The sequence below is a fragment of the Streptomyces sp. NPDC001663 genome (genome assembly GCF_042893105.1).
In the GTDB taxonomy this organism is placed as follows: domain Bacteria; phylum Actinomycetota; class Actinomycetes; order Streptomycetales; family Streptomycetaceae; genus Streptomyces.
In genome coordinates this window covers 220,691-234,240 of the sequence record NZ_JBIAUR010000005.1, presented here as the reverse complement: position 1 = coordinate 234,240, position 13,550 = coordinate 220,691, and the positions used below count along the sequence as shown (strand labels likewise).

14 protein-coding genes are annotated in these 13,550 nt (G+C 71.0%); 7 read left to right on the top strand and 7 right to left on the bottom strand.

What is annotated here, in order from left to right; genetic code table 11:
• The first annotated feature begins 24 nt into the window (after positions 1 to 24).
• The 5 genes from argC to ACFY1L_RS18000 are packed head-to-tail and all read left to right on the top strand — an operon-like array spanning position 25 to position 4,858.
• Positions 25 to 1,053, top strand: a complete 1,029-nt coding sequence (gene argC / locus ACFY1L_RS18020) for an N-acetyl-gamma-glutamyl-phosphate reductase (protein ID WP_388824477.1) — start codon at positions 25 to 27, stop codon at positions 1,051 to 1,053.
• The gene (gene argJ, locus ACFY1L_RS18015; RefSeq protein ID WP_388824474.1) at positions 1,050 to 2,201 is read left to right on the top strand and encodes a bifunctional glutamate N-acetyltransferase/amino-acid acetyltransferase ArgJ; all 1,152 of its coding nucleotides are present in this window, start codon (positions 1,050 to 1,052) and stop codon (positions 2,199 to 2,201) included. The genes argC and argJ overlap by 4 nt, the downstream gene beginning before the upstream one ends.
• Positions 2,198 to 3,106 carry an acetylglutamate kinase gene (argB, locus tag ACFY1L_RS18010; RefSeq protein WP_388824471.1) on the top strand — a complete coding sequence of 303 codons (909 nt, stop codon included), beginning with the start codon at positions 2,198 to 2,200 and terminating at the stop codon, positions 3,104 to 3,106. The genes argJ and argB overlap by 4 nt, the downstream gene beginning before the upstream one ends.
• The gene (locus ACFY1L_RS18005) at positions 3,103 to 4,299 is read left to right on the top strand and encodes an acetylornithine transaminase (RefSeq protein WP_388824468.1); all 1,197 of its coding nucleotides are present in this window, start codon (positions 3,103 to 3,105) and stop codon (positions 4,297 to 4,299) included. Before argB ends, ACFY1L_RS18005 begins: the two co-directional genes overlap by 4 nt.
• A 19-nt stretch (positions 4,300 to 4,318) precedes the next feature.
• Entirely contained in the window at positions 4,319 to 4,858 is a 540-nt protein-coding gene (locus tag ACFY1L_RS18000; protein ID WP_388824465.1) for an arginine repressor, read from the top strand.
• Positions 4,859 to 4,930: 72 nt separating this feature from the next.
• On the opposite strand, the gene ACFY1L_RS17995 is transcribed toward ACFY1L_RS18000, so the two are convergent.
• The 5 genes from ACFY1L_RS17995 to ACFY1L_RS17975 all read right to left on the bottom strand — a co-directional run bounded on the left by ACFY1L_RS17995 (position 4,931) and on the right by ACFY1L_RS17975 (position 9,842).
• A complete protein-coding gene (locus ACFY1L_RS17995; protein WP_388824462.1) occupies positions 4,931 to 5,671 on the bottom strand; it encodes an FAD:protein FMN transferase in 741 nt (246 codons plus the stop codon).
• A 55-nt stretch (positions 5,672 to 5,726) separates the two neighbouring features.
• A complete protein-coding gene (locus tag ACFY1L_RS17990; protein WP_388824459.1) occupies positions 5,727 to 6,536 on the bottom strand; it encodes an FMN-binding protein in 810 nt (269 codons plus the stop codon).
• A gap of 29 nt (positions 6,537 to 6,565) precedes the next feature.
• Positions 6,566 to 7,948 (bottom strand): ferric reductase-like transmembrane domain-containing protein, encoded by a 1,383-nt coding sequence (locus ACFY1L_RS17985; RefSeq protein ID WP_388824456.1) that lies wholly within the window; start codon positions 7,946 to 7,948, stop codon positions 6,566 to 6,568.
• 75 nt (positions 7,949 to 8,023) lie between these two features.
• Entirely contained in the window at positions 8,024 to 8,479 is a 456-nt protein-coding gene (locus tag ACFY1L_RS17980) for an FMN-binding protein (protein ID WP_388824453.1), read from the bottom strand.
• A 10-nt stretch (positions 8,480 to 8,489) separates the two neighbouring features.
• Positions 8,490 to 9,842 carry a ferric reductase-like transmembrane domain-containing protein gene (locus ACFY1L_RS17975; protein ID WP_388824450.1) on the bottom strand — a complete coding sequence of 451 codons (1,353 nt, stop codon included), beginning with the start codon at positions 9,840 to 9,842 and terminating at the stop codon, positions 8,490 to 8,492.
• A gap of 149 nt (positions 9,843 to 9,991) precedes the next feature.
• Between ACFY1L_RS17975 and ACFY1L_RS17970 the strand changes: the two genes are divergently transcribed.
• Together ACFY1L_RS17970 and ACFY1L_RS17965 are read left to right on the top strand one after the other, a co-directional pair.
• Positions 9,992 to 10,732, top strand: a complete 741-nt coding sequence (locus ACFY1L_RS17970; RefSeq protein WP_388824447.1) for a response regulator transcription factor — start codon at positions 9,992 to 9,994, stop codon at positions 10,730 to 10,732.
• Positions 10,729 to 12,186, top strand: a complete 1,458-nt coding sequence (locus ACFY1L_RS17965) for a sensor histidine kinase (protein ID WP_388824444.1) — start codon at positions 10,729 to 10,731, stop codon at positions 12,184 to 12,186. The genes ACFY1L_RS17970 and ACFY1L_RS17965 overlap by 4 nt, the downstream gene beginning before the upstream one ends.
• Here ACFY1L_RS17965 and ACFY1L_RS17960 read toward each other — a convergent pair.
• Together ACFY1L_RS17960 and ACFY1L_RS17955 are read right to left on the bottom strand one after the other, a co-directional pair.
• Positions 12,173 to 12,883, bottom strand: a complete 711-nt coding sequence (locus ACFY1L_RS17960) for a L,D-transpeptidase (RefSeq protein ID WP_388824441.1) — start codon at positions 12,881 to 12,883, stop codon at positions 12,173 to 12,175. The genes ACFY1L_RS17965 and ACFY1L_RS17960 overlap by 14 nt on opposite strands.
• Before the next feature lie 3 nt (positions 12,884 to 12,886).
• Entirely contained in the window at positions 12,887 to 13,474 is a 588-nt protein-coding gene (locus tag ACFY1L_RS17955; RefSeq protein WP_388824439.1) for a pyridoxamine 5'-phosphate oxidase family protein, read from the bottom strand.
• Positions 13,475 to 13,550 lie beyond the last annotated feature (76 nt).

Genomic DNA, 13,550 nt, shown 5'->3' with positions numbered 1-13,550 from the left:
CATGCCATCCAGGAGGAGGATGACATGGCGGTACGTGCGGCAGTGGCCGGAGCGAGCGGATACGCGGGCGGAGAGCTCCTGCGTCTGCTCCTGGCGCACCCGGAGATCGAGATCGGGGCCCTGACCGGCAACTCCAACGCGGGTCAGAAGCTCGGCGCGCTCCAGCCGCACCTGCTGCCGCTGGCCGACCGGACACTCCAGGAGACCACCCCCTTGGTCCTCGCCGGTCACGACGTCGTCTTCCTCGCCCTGCCCCACGGCCAGTCCGCCGCCGTCGCCGAGCAGCTCGGCCCGGATGTCCTCGTGGTCGACATGGGCGCCGACTTCCGGCTGAAGGACGCGGCCGACTGGGAGAAGTTCTACGGCTCCGCGCACGCCGGGACCTGGCCCTACGGCCTCCCCGAACTGCCGGGTGCCCGCGCCGCGCTGGAGGGGTCCAAGCGCATCGCGGTGCCCGGTTGCTACCCGACGGCCGCCTCGCTGGCCCTCTTCCCGGCCTACGCCGCCTCTCTCGCCGAGAACGAGGCCGTGATCGTCGCCGCGTCCGGGACCTCCGGCGCGGGCAAGGCGCCCAAGCCGCACCTGCTGGGCTCCGAGGTCATGGGGTCCATGTCGCCGTACGGTGTCGGCGGCGGCCACCGGCACACCCCCGAGATGATCCAGAACCTCAGCGAGGCGGCCGGCGAGACCGTGAGCGTCTCCTTCACGCCGACCCTCGCGCCGATGCCCCGCGGCATCCTCGCCACCTGCAGCGCGAAGGCCAAGCCGGGCGTCACCGCCGAGTCCGTGCGCGCCGCGTACGAGAAGGCCTTCGCCGACGAGCCCTTCGTCCACCTGCTGCCCGAGGGCCACTGGCCCGCCACGGCGTCCGTCTACGGTTCCAACGCCGTTCAGGTGCAGGTCGCGTACGACGAGGCCGCGGGCCGCATCATCGCGATCAGCGCCATCGACAACCTGACCAAGGGCACCGCGGGCGGTGCCGTCCAGAGCATGAACCTCGCCCTCGGGCTCGACGAGTCCACGGGGCTTTCCACGATCGGAGTCGCACCGTGAGCGTCACGGCAGCCAAGGGATTCACGGCGGCCGGCATCGCCGCCGGGATCAAGCAGAACGGCAACCCGGACCTGGCCCTCGTGGTCAACAACGGTCCGCGCCGCGCCGCCGCCGGTGTCTTCACGTCCAACCGTGTGAAGGCCGCGCCGGTGCTGTGGTCCGAGCAGGTGCTCAAGAGCGGCGAGGTGTCCGCCGTAGTCCTCAACTCCGGTGGCGCCAACGCCTGTACGGGCGCCAAGGGCTTCCAGGACACGCACGCGACCGCCGAGAAGGTCGCCGAGGTGCTGGGTCGCGGTGCCATCGAGGTGGCCGTGTGCTCCACCGGCCTCATCGGCGTCCTGCTCCCGATGGACAAGCTGCTCCCCGGAGTCGAGACCGCCGCCGCCCAGCTCTCCGAGCACGGCGGCGAGAAGGCCGCCATCGCCATCAAGACCACCGACACCGTCCACAAGACGTCCGTCGTCACCAAGGACGGCTGGACCGTCGGCGGTATGGCGAAGGGCGCGGGCATGCTCGCCCCCGGCCTCGCCACCATGCTGGTCGTCCTCACCACCGACGCCGCGCTCGACAGCGACGTACTGGACAGGGCGCTCCGGGCCGCCACGCGCACGACCTTCGACCGCGTCGACTCCGACGGCTGCATGTCCACGAACGACACCGTGCTGCTGCTCGCGTCCGGCGCCTCCGAAGTCACCCCGGAATACGAGGAGTTCGCGGAGGCCGTACGGCAGGTCTGCGACGACCTCGGCCAGCAGCTCATCCGGGACGCCGAGGGCGCCAGCAAGGACATCAAGGTCGAGGTGGTCAACGCGGCGAGCGAGGACGACGCCGTCGAGGTGGGCCGCTCCATCGCCCGCAACAACCTCCTCAAGTGCGCCATCCACGGCGAGGACCCCAACTGGGGCCGGGTGCTCTCCGCGATCGGCACGACCAAGGCAGCCTTCGAGCCGGACCAGCTGAACGTCGCCATCAACGGCGTCTGGGTCTGCAAGAACGGCGGCGTCGGCGAGGACCGCGAGAAGGTCGACATGCGCTACCGCGAGGTGCACATCGTCGCCGACCTCGCCGCCGGGTCCGAGACCGCCACCATCTGGACCAACGACCTCACCGCCGACTACGTCCACGAGAACAGCGCGTACTCCTCATGAGCACTACTCGTAAGCACACCGCACTGCCCAAGGCCCAGATCCTCATCGAGGCGCTGCCCTGGCTGGTCAAGCACAACGGCAAGACGGTCGTCATCAAGTTCGGCGGCAACGCCATGATCGACGAGGACCTGAAGGCCGCGTTCGCCCAGGACGTGGTGTTCCTGCACCACGCCGGCCTCAAGCCGGTCGTCGTGCACGGCGGCGGCCCGCAGATCAGCGCCGCCCTCGACCAGCACGGCATCGTCAGCGAGTTCAAGGCCGGCCTGCGCGTGACCACCGAGGGCGCCATGGACGTCGTACGGATGGTTCTGGCCGGGCAGGTCCAGCGTGAGCTCGTCGGCCTGCTCAACCAACACGGGCCGCTGGCCGTGGGGTTGACGGGCGAGGACGCGCACACCATCACCGCCACCAAGCACCAGCCCGAGATCGACGGCGAGTTGGTCGACATCGGGCGGGTGGGCGAGATCACCGCGATCGACACGGGCGCGATCGAGGCTCTGCTCGCCGACGGCCGCATCCCGGTCGTCTCGTCGATCGCCCGTAGCCAGGACGACGGACATGTCTACAACGTCAATGCTGATACGGCGGCTGCGGCACTCGCTGCTGCTCTTGGAGCGGAGACTCTCATGGTCCTCACGGACGTCGAGGGTCTCTATGAGGACTGGCCGAACAGCGACGAGGTGATCAGCCGTCTCACCGCTGCCCAACTGGAGAAGCTGCTGCCGGAGTTGAGCTCCGGCATGGTCCCGAAGATGGAGGGCTGTCTGCACGCCGTGCGCAACGGCGTGACCACGGCCCGGGTCATCGACGGGCGGGTCCAGCACTCGATCCTGCTGGAGATCTTCACCGACGAGGGCATCGGCACGATGGTCGTGCCGGACGCCGAAGAGGGGGATGCCGAATGACCGAGACCTCGACCAACGCGGAGCTCACCCAGCGGTGGCAGGGCTCGCTGATGAACAACTACGGCACCCCGCGCCTGCCCCTCGTCCGCGGCGAGGGCACCAAGCTGTGGGACGCCGACGGCAAGCAGTACACCGACTTCGTCGGCGGCATCGCGGTCAACGCCCTTGGCCACGCCCACCCGGCGGTCGTCGAGGCGGTCAGCACGCAGATCGCCTCCCTCGGCCATGTCTCCAACCTGTTCATCGCCGAACAGCCCGTCGCCCTGGCCGAACGCCTCCTACAGCTCTTCGGCCGGGACGGCAAGGTCTACTTCTGCAACTCCGGCGCCGAGGCCAACGAGGGTGCCTTCAAGATCGGCCGCCTCACCGGCCGGACGCACATGGTGGCCACGCAGGGCGGCTTCCACGGCCGCACGATGGGCGCCCTCGCGCTGACCGGCCAGCCCGGCAAGCAGGAACCCTTCCTGCCGCTGCCCGGTGACGTCACGCATGTCCCGTACGGCGACGCGCAGGCCCTCGCGGCCGCGGTCACCCAGGACACCGCCCTCGTCATCATCGAGCCGATCCAGGGCGAGAACGGTGTCGTCGTCCCGCCCGCCGGCTATCTGAAGGCCGCCCGCGCGATCACCGCGGCCACCGGGGCACTGCTGGTCCTCGACGAGGTGCAGACCGGTGTCGGCCGTACCGGCCACTGGTTCGAGTACCAGGCCCACGAGGGCGTGCTGCCCGACGTCGTCACGCTCGCCAAGGGCCTCGGCGGCGGGCTGCCGCTCGGCGCGACCGTCGCCTTCGGACGGGCCGCCGAACTGCTGCAGCCCGGCCAGCACGGCACGACCTTCGGCGGCAATCCGGTCGCGTGCGCCGCCGGCCTCGCCGTACTGGACACCATTGCGAACGAGGGATTGCTGGAGAACGTCAAGCGGCAGAGCGAGAAGCTGCGGGACGGAATCGAGTCACTGGGGCATCCATTGATCGCGCATGTCCGGGGCGCGGGCCTTCTGCTGGGTATCGTGCTCACCGAGCCGCTGGCGCCCCGGGCGCAGCAGGCGGCTCAGGACGCCGGTTTCCTCGTGAACGCGCCCGCCCCCGACGTCGTACGACTGATGCCCGCACTGAGCCTCGGCGACGACGACGTGGACGCGCTGCTCGGGGCACTCCCCGGCATCCTGGACCACGCAGGCGGGGACACATGATCCGGAGAATGGGACGACGATGAGTCAGGCGCAGGACGACGCACAGCACGCCGGGCCTGCCGTGCCGCAGACCCGCACCGCACGCCACCGCCGGATCGTGGACATCCTCAACCGGCAACCGGTGCGCTCCCAGAGTCAGTTGGCGAAGCTGCTTGCGGACGACGGCTTGAACGTCACGCAGGCGACGCTCAGCCGGGATCTCGACGAGCTGAACGCGGTGAAGATCCGCAACAACGACGGCGACCTGATCTACGCGGTGCCGAGCGAGGGGGGTTTCCGCACCCCCCGGGCACCGTTGGGGGAGTCCGCCAAGGAAGAGCGGATGCGGCGGCTGTCCCAGGAGCTGCTGATCTCGGCCGAGGCGTCCGCGAACCTCGTGGTGCTGCGGACGCCGCCGGGTGCCGCGCAGTTCCTGGCGTCCGCCATCGACCAGGCCGAACTGCACGACATCCTCGGCACGATCGCGGGCGACGACACGTTGCTGCTGATCAGCCGGAATCCGACGGGCGGGCAGGCACTGGCCGAGCATCTGCTGCGACTCGCCCAGAACGGCCACTGACACGTACGAGTCCGGGGCGCACGGGATGGTTTCCCGTGACGCCCCGGACTCGCATGGGGGTTCCACCCGGGCTCAGCCCAGGCGCGCCGCCAGCCCGCCCGTGCAGCGCACCTCGTCGCCCGCCGTGATCAGCAGCGCCTCCACGTCGGGCAGGGACTCCAGCCAGCGCAGCCCGTCCCGCGAGCCCATCGCGAAGGCCGCCGTGGCCCAGCAGTCCGCCCAGGTCAGCTTCGGGGCCACGACCGTGACCGCCACCAGGTCGGTCACCGCGGACCGGCCCGTGCGCGGGTCGACGATGTGCGCGCCGCGCTCGGCGGTGCCGGACGTGGCCACCGCCAACTCGTCCGCGCCCGCCGCCGAGACGACCGCCGCGAGCCCGCCCGGACGCAGCGGGTCCGCCACCCCGACCCGCCAGGGCCGGTGCGGCTCGGGCGCGCCGAGCAGCTGGACGTCACCGCCGCCGTTCATGCTCACGCCGCTCACCCCGGGAGTCGCCGCCAGCTGCCGGGCGGCCCGTTCCGCGGCCCAGCCCTTGACGATCCCGGTCGGGTCGAGACGGCCCTCGTACCGCATGCTGAACCAGCCGTCGCTCACCCGCTCCGCCTCGGCGCCCAGTCGGAGCACCTCGGCGACCTCGGGATCGCACTCCTCGACGCTCAGCTCACCGCGCGCCAGGCGGGAGACCTGGCTCTCTTCGCGGTAGGTGCTGAACACCTCGTTCACCCGGTGCAGTCCGGCGACCGCCTCCTCCAGTGCCGCCTGCACCGCACCGGGCTCCCCGCCGCGGACGTCGAAGGAGAAGACGGTCCCCATGACCTCCTCCGCATGACGCACCGCGGCGGGAGCTTCCGCCCTCTCCGCCACCGACTCAGCCACCGGCCTGGTCCAGCGCCGACTGCAGCGACTGCGTGTAGCCGCTGCTCGTGTACGTGGCACCCGACACCGCGTCGATCTTCGCGCTGCCGGCCGCCACCGCCTCCTGGTTGAGCTTGGGGATGGCCATCGCCGTCTTCTGGTCGCTGAGCCCGCCCTTGGGCGCCTGCACGGCCTCGGCCTTGGTGATCTTGCCGTCCGCGACGGTGATCCGGACCTGGACCGGCCCGTACTGGGTCTGTGCCACCTTGCCGGTCACGGTCTTGGCCTGGGCGGCACCGGACCCGGAACCCGAGCCCCCGCCGCTGCCCTGGGAAGGACCGGCGCCGCTCTGCGAGGAGCCCGCGCTCGCCTTCATCTTGTCGATCGCGGACTGCAGCGACTGCTTGTAGCCGTTGCTCGTGTACGTAGCTCCGGACACCGAGTCGATCTGCGCGCTCTGCGCGGCGACCGTCTCCTGGGTGAGCTTGGGGATGGACAGGGCGGTCTTCTGGTCGCTGGTGCCGCCCTTGGGTGCCTGGATCGCCTCGGCCTTGGTGATCTTGCCGCCCGCGACGGTCAGGCGTACCTGGACGTTGCCGTACTGGGTCTGGGCCACGTTGCCGTCGACCGTGCCGTTGCCTGAACCGGTTGCCGAGGCACCGCCCTGCGGCGACTCCTGCGCGCCCGCGGTCTGCTGCGGGGTCGCGCCGGCGGCCTCGGCGTTCGGGTCGGACGCCGGCTTCAGCGACAGCATCAGTACGACGCCGGACACGGTCGCGGCGGTGGCCAGCACGACTCGCCGGATGGGGTGACTCTTCCTCATCGCTTCCTAAGCTCCTGAAGTCCCGTCGCTCACATCTCGAACGACTCGTGATGGATGCGGCGGGCGGGCACTCCCGCGCCGCGCAGTGCTTCGTAGACGGTCTGCGCGAACCCGGCCGGGCCGCACATGAAGACGTCGTGCTGTTCGATGTCCGGCAGCTTCTGCCGCAGCCGGTCCGCCGAGATGTCCGGGCGCTCCCCGTCCGGGCTGTTGACCGCGTACATCAGCCGGGCGCCGCGGTCGTCGGCGATGGCGGCGAGCTCGTCCCACAGGGCCAGGTCCTGCGTGGTGTTGGCCCGGTACAGGAGCGTGATGTCGCCGGACGCGCCGGGCAGCGTCTCGAACAGCGCCCGCATCGGCGTGATGCCGACACCGCCCGCGACCAGCAGCACCTTGCCGCGACTGCGCCGCTGCGCGGTCATCGCCCCGTACGGGCCCTCGGCCCACACCTTGGTGCCCGGCGTCAGCTCGCGCAGCCGGGCGCTGTGGTCGCCGATCGCCTTCACGGTGATCCGCAGCATGTCGGGGCGGGGCGCCGCCGACAGCGAGTACGGGTGGGAGGAGAACCGCATGCCCGGCGCGAGGAACCGCCACCGGAAGAACTGCCCCGCCTGCGCGCCCATCCGGTGCAGCTTCCGCCCGCCGATGAGCACCGAGACGATGCCCGGCGTCTCCTCGATGACCGCCTCGACGCGCATGCGGTGCCGCATGTTCAGCCGGATCGGGGTCAGGATGCGGTACCAGACGACGAGCGCGGTGACCGACCCGTACAGCGCGTACCAGAAGGTCTTCGCGGTCGGCTCGACGGCGAAGTCGTTGCCGGTGGTGATCTGGTGCCAGAACGTCAGGAACACGGCCGCGTACGTGAGCAGGTGGACGTGGTACCAGGTGTCGTACGGAATCCGGCGGCGGACCGGCCCGATCGAGGTCAGCCCGATCAGCACGAACAGACCGGTGCCGATGGCCGCCTTGCCCATGTCCGGCAGCTGGTTGATGGAGTCGATCGTCTGCTGGACGATGTCGCCGAGCGACTTGCCCGCCTGCAGCGCGTAGCCCCACATGGTGAGGAAGATGTGCGCGACGATGAGGCAGAGCGTGTAGCGCCCGCTCATCGCGTGCCAGCGGGCCGCCCGGTCGGAGCCGACGCGCCGTTCGAGTGCGGGCACCCGAGCCATCTGCAGCACGACCAGTGCCATCAGGTAGCCGGCCAACAGACCTGTGATCCGGCCCGCGTTGAGGATCTTTCCGTTGTTGTCGGCGATGGACGGCGTGTTGTGCCACCACAGCCACAGCACGCCGACCGCGCCCGCGAATACCGCGAGCAGCAGGACGGTCGCCGGGGAGCGGCGCGGGCGGATGCGGCGCATCGTCTGGCGGCGGGCGGCGCGGCCGCCTGCGAGCGTGGTGGTCACTGTTCCTCCGGGGCGGGGGCAAGGGGGGTGGCGTGGTCCCTTGGCCCAGAGATACGTGCCGCGACGCCGGTGCGTTCAGCCGCGTGCCGAGTCCAGTGCGGACTGGAGTGACTGGCGGTAACCGTCGCTTGTGTACGTGGCACCCGAGACGGTGTCGATGCTCGCGCTCTGGGCCTGGAGGGCCTCGCTGCGCAGCCGGGGCAGCGCGTAGCTGTTGATCTCCTGGTCGCGTGGGTTGTCCGTCGGATACTGCAGGGCCGTCACCTCGGTGAGCTTTCCGCTCTTGAGGGTGATCCGGACCTGGACGGGACCCCAGCGGGTCTGGATCGTGTCGCCGGTGACGGTCTTCGTGCCGGAGGTGGAGCCGCCGGACGTGCCCGTACTGGAGCTGCTGGAGGGCGCGGGCACCGCCAGCGCGGTCTCCGGCGACGAATGCGGCTTCAGCGACAGCAACAGCACCATCCCGGAGACGGTCGCGGCACTTGCCAGCACGATGCGGCGCAGGGGGCGGTTCTTCTTCAACGCGTGCACTTCTACGGCCTCACAGCTCGAACGACTCGTGGTGGATACGGCGGTCCGGCACACCGGCGGTGCGCAGCTGCACGTACAGATCGCGGGCGAAGCCGTGCGGGCCGCATATGTATACGTCGTGGTCGGCGAGGTCGGGGAAGGTCGCACGAAGGGACTGGGCGGTCAGGCTGGGACGCCGGCCGTCCGGGCCGTTGAGCGCGTACAGCACCTTCGCGCCCCGCCACCGCGCTACGGCCTCCAACTCCCCGCCCAGGGCGAGGTCTTCGGCCGTACGGGCCCGGTAGAGCAGGGTGACCTCGCCGGGCAGCGTCTCGAACAGGGCCCGCAGCGGGGTGATGCCGACGCCGCCCGCGATGAGCAGGGACCTGGGCGCGGTCTGCCGGTCCTGGGTCAGCGAGCCGTACGGCCCCTCCGCCCACACCCGTGTGCCCGGCCGCAGCAGGGCGACGGCCGCGCTGTGGTCGCCGAGCGCCTTGACGGTGATCCGCATCAGGTCCTGACGGGGCGGGGCGGACAGCGAGTAAGGCGTCGAGGTCCAGCCCATGCCCTCGCCGAAGAACCGCCAGCGGAAGAACTGCCCCGCCCGCGCGCCCAGTTCGTCCAGCCGCCGTCCCCGTACGACGACGGAGTACACGCCCGGCGCCTCCTTGTGCACCGACTCCACCCGCAGCCGGTGCCGCAGGTTCAGCCGCACCGGCACGAGGACCCGGAACCACACCACCAGGGCGGCGACGCCGAGGTACAGCGCGTACCAGGCGGCCGTGGCCCCGGTGTGGCCGTTGAACTCGTTGCCCAGGGCCAGTTGGTGGCCGAAGGCGAGGAACACGGCGGCGTACGTGAGGAGGTGGACGTAGTACCAGAACTCGTAGGTGGTACGGCGGCGCACGGCACGCGCGGAGGTGATGCCGACCGCGAACAGGATGACGGTTCCGGCCGTGGCCTTGAGCATCTCGGGGTAGTCCAGGACCACCGTCACCGTCTCGTGCCAGAGCGAGGCGCGGTCCTGGGCGGCGTACCCGGCGAGGATCAGCCCGATGTGCGCGACGAGCAGGCAGACCGTGTAGCGGCCGGCCATCGCGTGCCAGCGGGCCACCCGGTCGGAGCCGACCCGCCGCTCCAGCAGCGGCACCCGCGCCATCAGCCCGACGAGCACCGCGCAGGCGTACCCGCACAACAGCCCGGCGATCCGCCCTGCCCCGGTCAGCCAGCCCGCGCTGCCGACCACCGACCCGGTGTCCGCCCACCAGAGGGCGACCACGGCCGCGGCCCCGGCCCACACCAGCGCGAGCACGGCGCCCGCGGGGGAGCGCCGCGCGGCCGGCGCCACGGCCGGCGTCGTCCGTCGCTCGTACACGGTGGTCATGTGTGCGTCCTTTCGCCTGTACCGGACGCCACTGTGCCGCCGTAACTTCTCAAGCCCCTCTGAAGCGGACGGCACCGAGCCCACTCAGAGGAAACTCAGAGCTTCGTGCGCCGCCTGCCGCCCCCCACAGGGGTGATCCTGGTAGGGCGATGAACACCACCCGCTCCGGCCGTCCCGCCCTCACCCGTCCCGACGGCACCCCGCTGCGCGTCCTTGTCGTCGACGACGACCCGGACCTCGCCGAGGTGCTGTCCGGCGCCCTGCGCTACGAGGGCTGGCAGGTCCGCTCGGCCGGCGACGGCGCCTCCGCGCTCGCCGAGGCCCGGGAGCTGATGCCGGACGCGGTCGTCCTGGACGTGATGCTCCCGGACACCGACGGCTTCGCGGTCCTGCGCTCCCTGCACACCGTGAAACCGGACGTCTGCGTCCTCTTCCTCACCGCTCGGGACGCCGTCGAGGACCGCATCGCCGGCATCACGGCGGGCGGCGACGACTACGTCACCAAGCCCTTCAGCCTGGAGGAGGTCGTCGCCCGGGTCCGCGGCCTGCTGCGCCGCGCCGGCATGGCCCGCCAGCTGGAGGAGGGCCCCCGGCTGACGGTTGGCGACCTGGTCATGGACGAGGAGGCCCGCGAGGTGACGCGGGCGGGCGAGCTGATCGAGCTGTCGCCCACCGAGTTCGAACTCCTGCGCTTCCTGATGCGCAATCCGCGCCGCGTGCTCAGCAAGACACAGATCCTCGACCGCGTCTGGTCCTACGACTTCGGCGGTCGCGCCCACGTGGTCGAGCTGTACATCTCCTACCTGCGCAAGAAGGTGGACGCGGGCCGGGAGCCGATGATCCACACGGTGCGGGGCGCCGGGTACGTCCTCAAGCCGGTGACCCCATGAGTCTGCTACGGCGCCTGCCGCGCCCGCGAACGCTACGGGCCCGTCTCACCGTGGGCCTGGTGGTACTGCTGGCGGTCAGCTGTGCCGCGGTGGGCGTGGCTGCCGTGATCGAGCTGAACGGCTTCCTGACCAGCCGCCTCGACCAACAGCTCGGCGAGGTCGGCCCCCGTTTCGCCGCGAGCCTGGAACACGGCGGCAAGCTGCCGAACGACCACGACGGCGACGAGCGGGGCGACGACCGCAGACAGGCCACCGGCACCTTCGGCGCCCGTCTGGTGGACGGTACGGCCACCAACGCGGCGGTCGTCCGGCCCACGGGCGTCGTCGACGTCACCCTGACCGCCAGGGACAACAAGCGGCTCGCCGCGGTCCCGGTCGACGGCCGGGGCCACAGCGTCGACATCTCCGCCCTGTGCGACTACCGGGTCCTCGCGTCCAAGGGCCTCGACGGCGACGTCCTGATCACCGGCCTGCCCCTGGAGCCCGTGGAAGCCACGGTCCACCGCCTTGAACTGGTCGCCGGGATCGTCTTCGGCGCGGCCCTCACCCTCGCCGGGGTCGCGGGCGCCCTGTGGGTGCGCTGGTCCCTCCGGCCACTGAGCCGGGTCGCGGCGACCGCCACCCGCGTCAGCGAACTCCCGCTGGCCAGCGGCGAGGTGGCCCTGCCGCCGCGGGCCCCCGAGACCGACCCGCGCAGTGAGGTGGGCCGGGTCGCGGGCGCCTTCAACCGCATGCTGGGCCACGTCGAGGACGCGCTGACGAAACGGCACGCCAGCGAGGAGCGCCTGCGCAGCTTCGCCGCCGACGCCAGCCACGAACTGCGCACACCGGTCGCCTCGGTCCGCGGCCATGCGGAACTGGCGTTGCTGCACCCGGGCCCGGTCCCCCCGGAGGTCACCCGCGCCCTGGAACGCATCGCGGCCGAATCGTCCCGCATGGGCGCAATGGTCGACGACCTCCTCCTCCTGGCCCGCCTGGACGCGGGCCGTCCGCTCGAACGCCTCCCCGTCGACCTGACCCGCCTGGTCCTCGACGCCGTCACCGACGCCCGCGCCACGGGCCCCGACCACCGCTGGACCCTGGAACTCCCGGAGGAACCGGTCACGGTCACGGGCGACGAACACCGTCTCCACCAGGTCCTGGCCAACCTGCTGGCCAACGCGCGCGTGCACACGCCGGTCGGCACCAAGGTCACGGTGACCCTGGAATCCCGCGGGCCCACCGCCGTCCTCAAGGTCCACGACGACGGACCGGGCGTTCCCGAGGACATCCAGCCAGGCGTCTTCGAACGCTTCACCCGAGCCGAACACCGCCGTCGCACGGACGCCCCCGGCGGTGGAGCGGGCCTCGGCCTGTCGATCGTGGCGGCGGTGACGGAGGCGCACGGCGGCAGCGTGGGGCTGGAGAGCGGGCCGGGGTCGACCACCTTCACCGTACGACTCAGTAGCGAGTGATCGCCGTGCTCCCGTCCGTCGTCCCGATGGCGATGTGCGGCTCGCTCCAAGGACGGACCCAGCGGAGAATCTCCCGCATCGCATCGCTCGGCACGGACACACAACCAGCCGTGGCCCCACGCCCGTTGACGTGCAGGAAGATGCCGGCGCCCCGACCCCGTACCCGCTGGTGGTAGTTGAACCCGATGACAAGCGCGTACGCGTACTGCGTCTCGTACGAGACCAGGTGCTCCGACTCGGACGCGCGGCAGTCGGCCGGCCGGGGCTCGGTCCAACGGTTGTAGGAGCGGGAGGCGTTGTCCTCGCACCACCATGAACTCTGGTGCACGGGACGGTACTTGTAGAGGGTCCCGGCGGGCGCGGGCTCGATGCCGAAGGCGTACGGCAGGTCGTACAGGCCGGTCGGTGTGGTGTTCGTGCTCTGTTTGCGGGAGACACCCTCGACGAGCCCCTTCGCCCCGAACCGGGCGGACGCGGAACCGGCCTTCACCCAGTGGCCGTGACGCAGGTCCCACCAGGTGACGGTGCCGGTCGTCGAGCTCGCCCTCGGGGCGACCGCGGTGATCAGCTGCGTGCCGCCACCCGTGTCGGCCATGCGCGCGGGAAGGGGCGGGCTCGCGGCCGACGCGGCCGGCACGGCACCGAGCACGAGCAGAGACGCGCACACCAGCGCGCCGGCGGCGAGAGCGGATCGCATGGCTCAGACCGTAGACGGCGGAAGCGGCAACGGCAGCCCGGGTAGTCCATCCAGGCTCGTGGCGATGTGCTCCTTCTTCGTGAAGTACTCGCTGAGCGACACGTCGTCCTCGCGCGCGAACCGCTTGCCGTGCAGATCGCGGTCCTCGTCGTAGGTCATGAAGGGAACCGCGTAACCGCAGGAGTCGCGGACGAGTTCGGCCGTCACGACGATGATCGCGCGCAGGCCGTGCAGGGCGGGATCGATGTCCGGGAAGCGGCCGAGCAGTTCCTTGAAGCGGGGGTCGTCCCGGAAGACGGCCTCCCCGCGGCCGTGCACCCGCACGATGTTCGGCGGCCCCTGGAACGCGCACCACATCAGCGTGATCCGGCCGTTCTCGCGCAGGTGCGCGATCGTCTCCGCGTTGGATCCGGCGAAGTCCAGGTAGGCCAGGGTGAGTTCGTCGAGCACCACGAAGGAGCCCTTGAGGCCCTTGGGGGAGAGGTTGACCGTGCCGTCGCCCGACAGGGGAGCGGTCGCGGTGAAGAAGAGGGGCTGCGCCTCGATGAACGTACGCAGTCTGCCGTCTATGCGCTCATAAGTCTTTCCCACGTCTAATGATTATGCGCGCAAGCCTTTCGCCTGTCTAAGGAATTGCGGGATCCGGTTGCCGGGGAGGTCGCCGGAC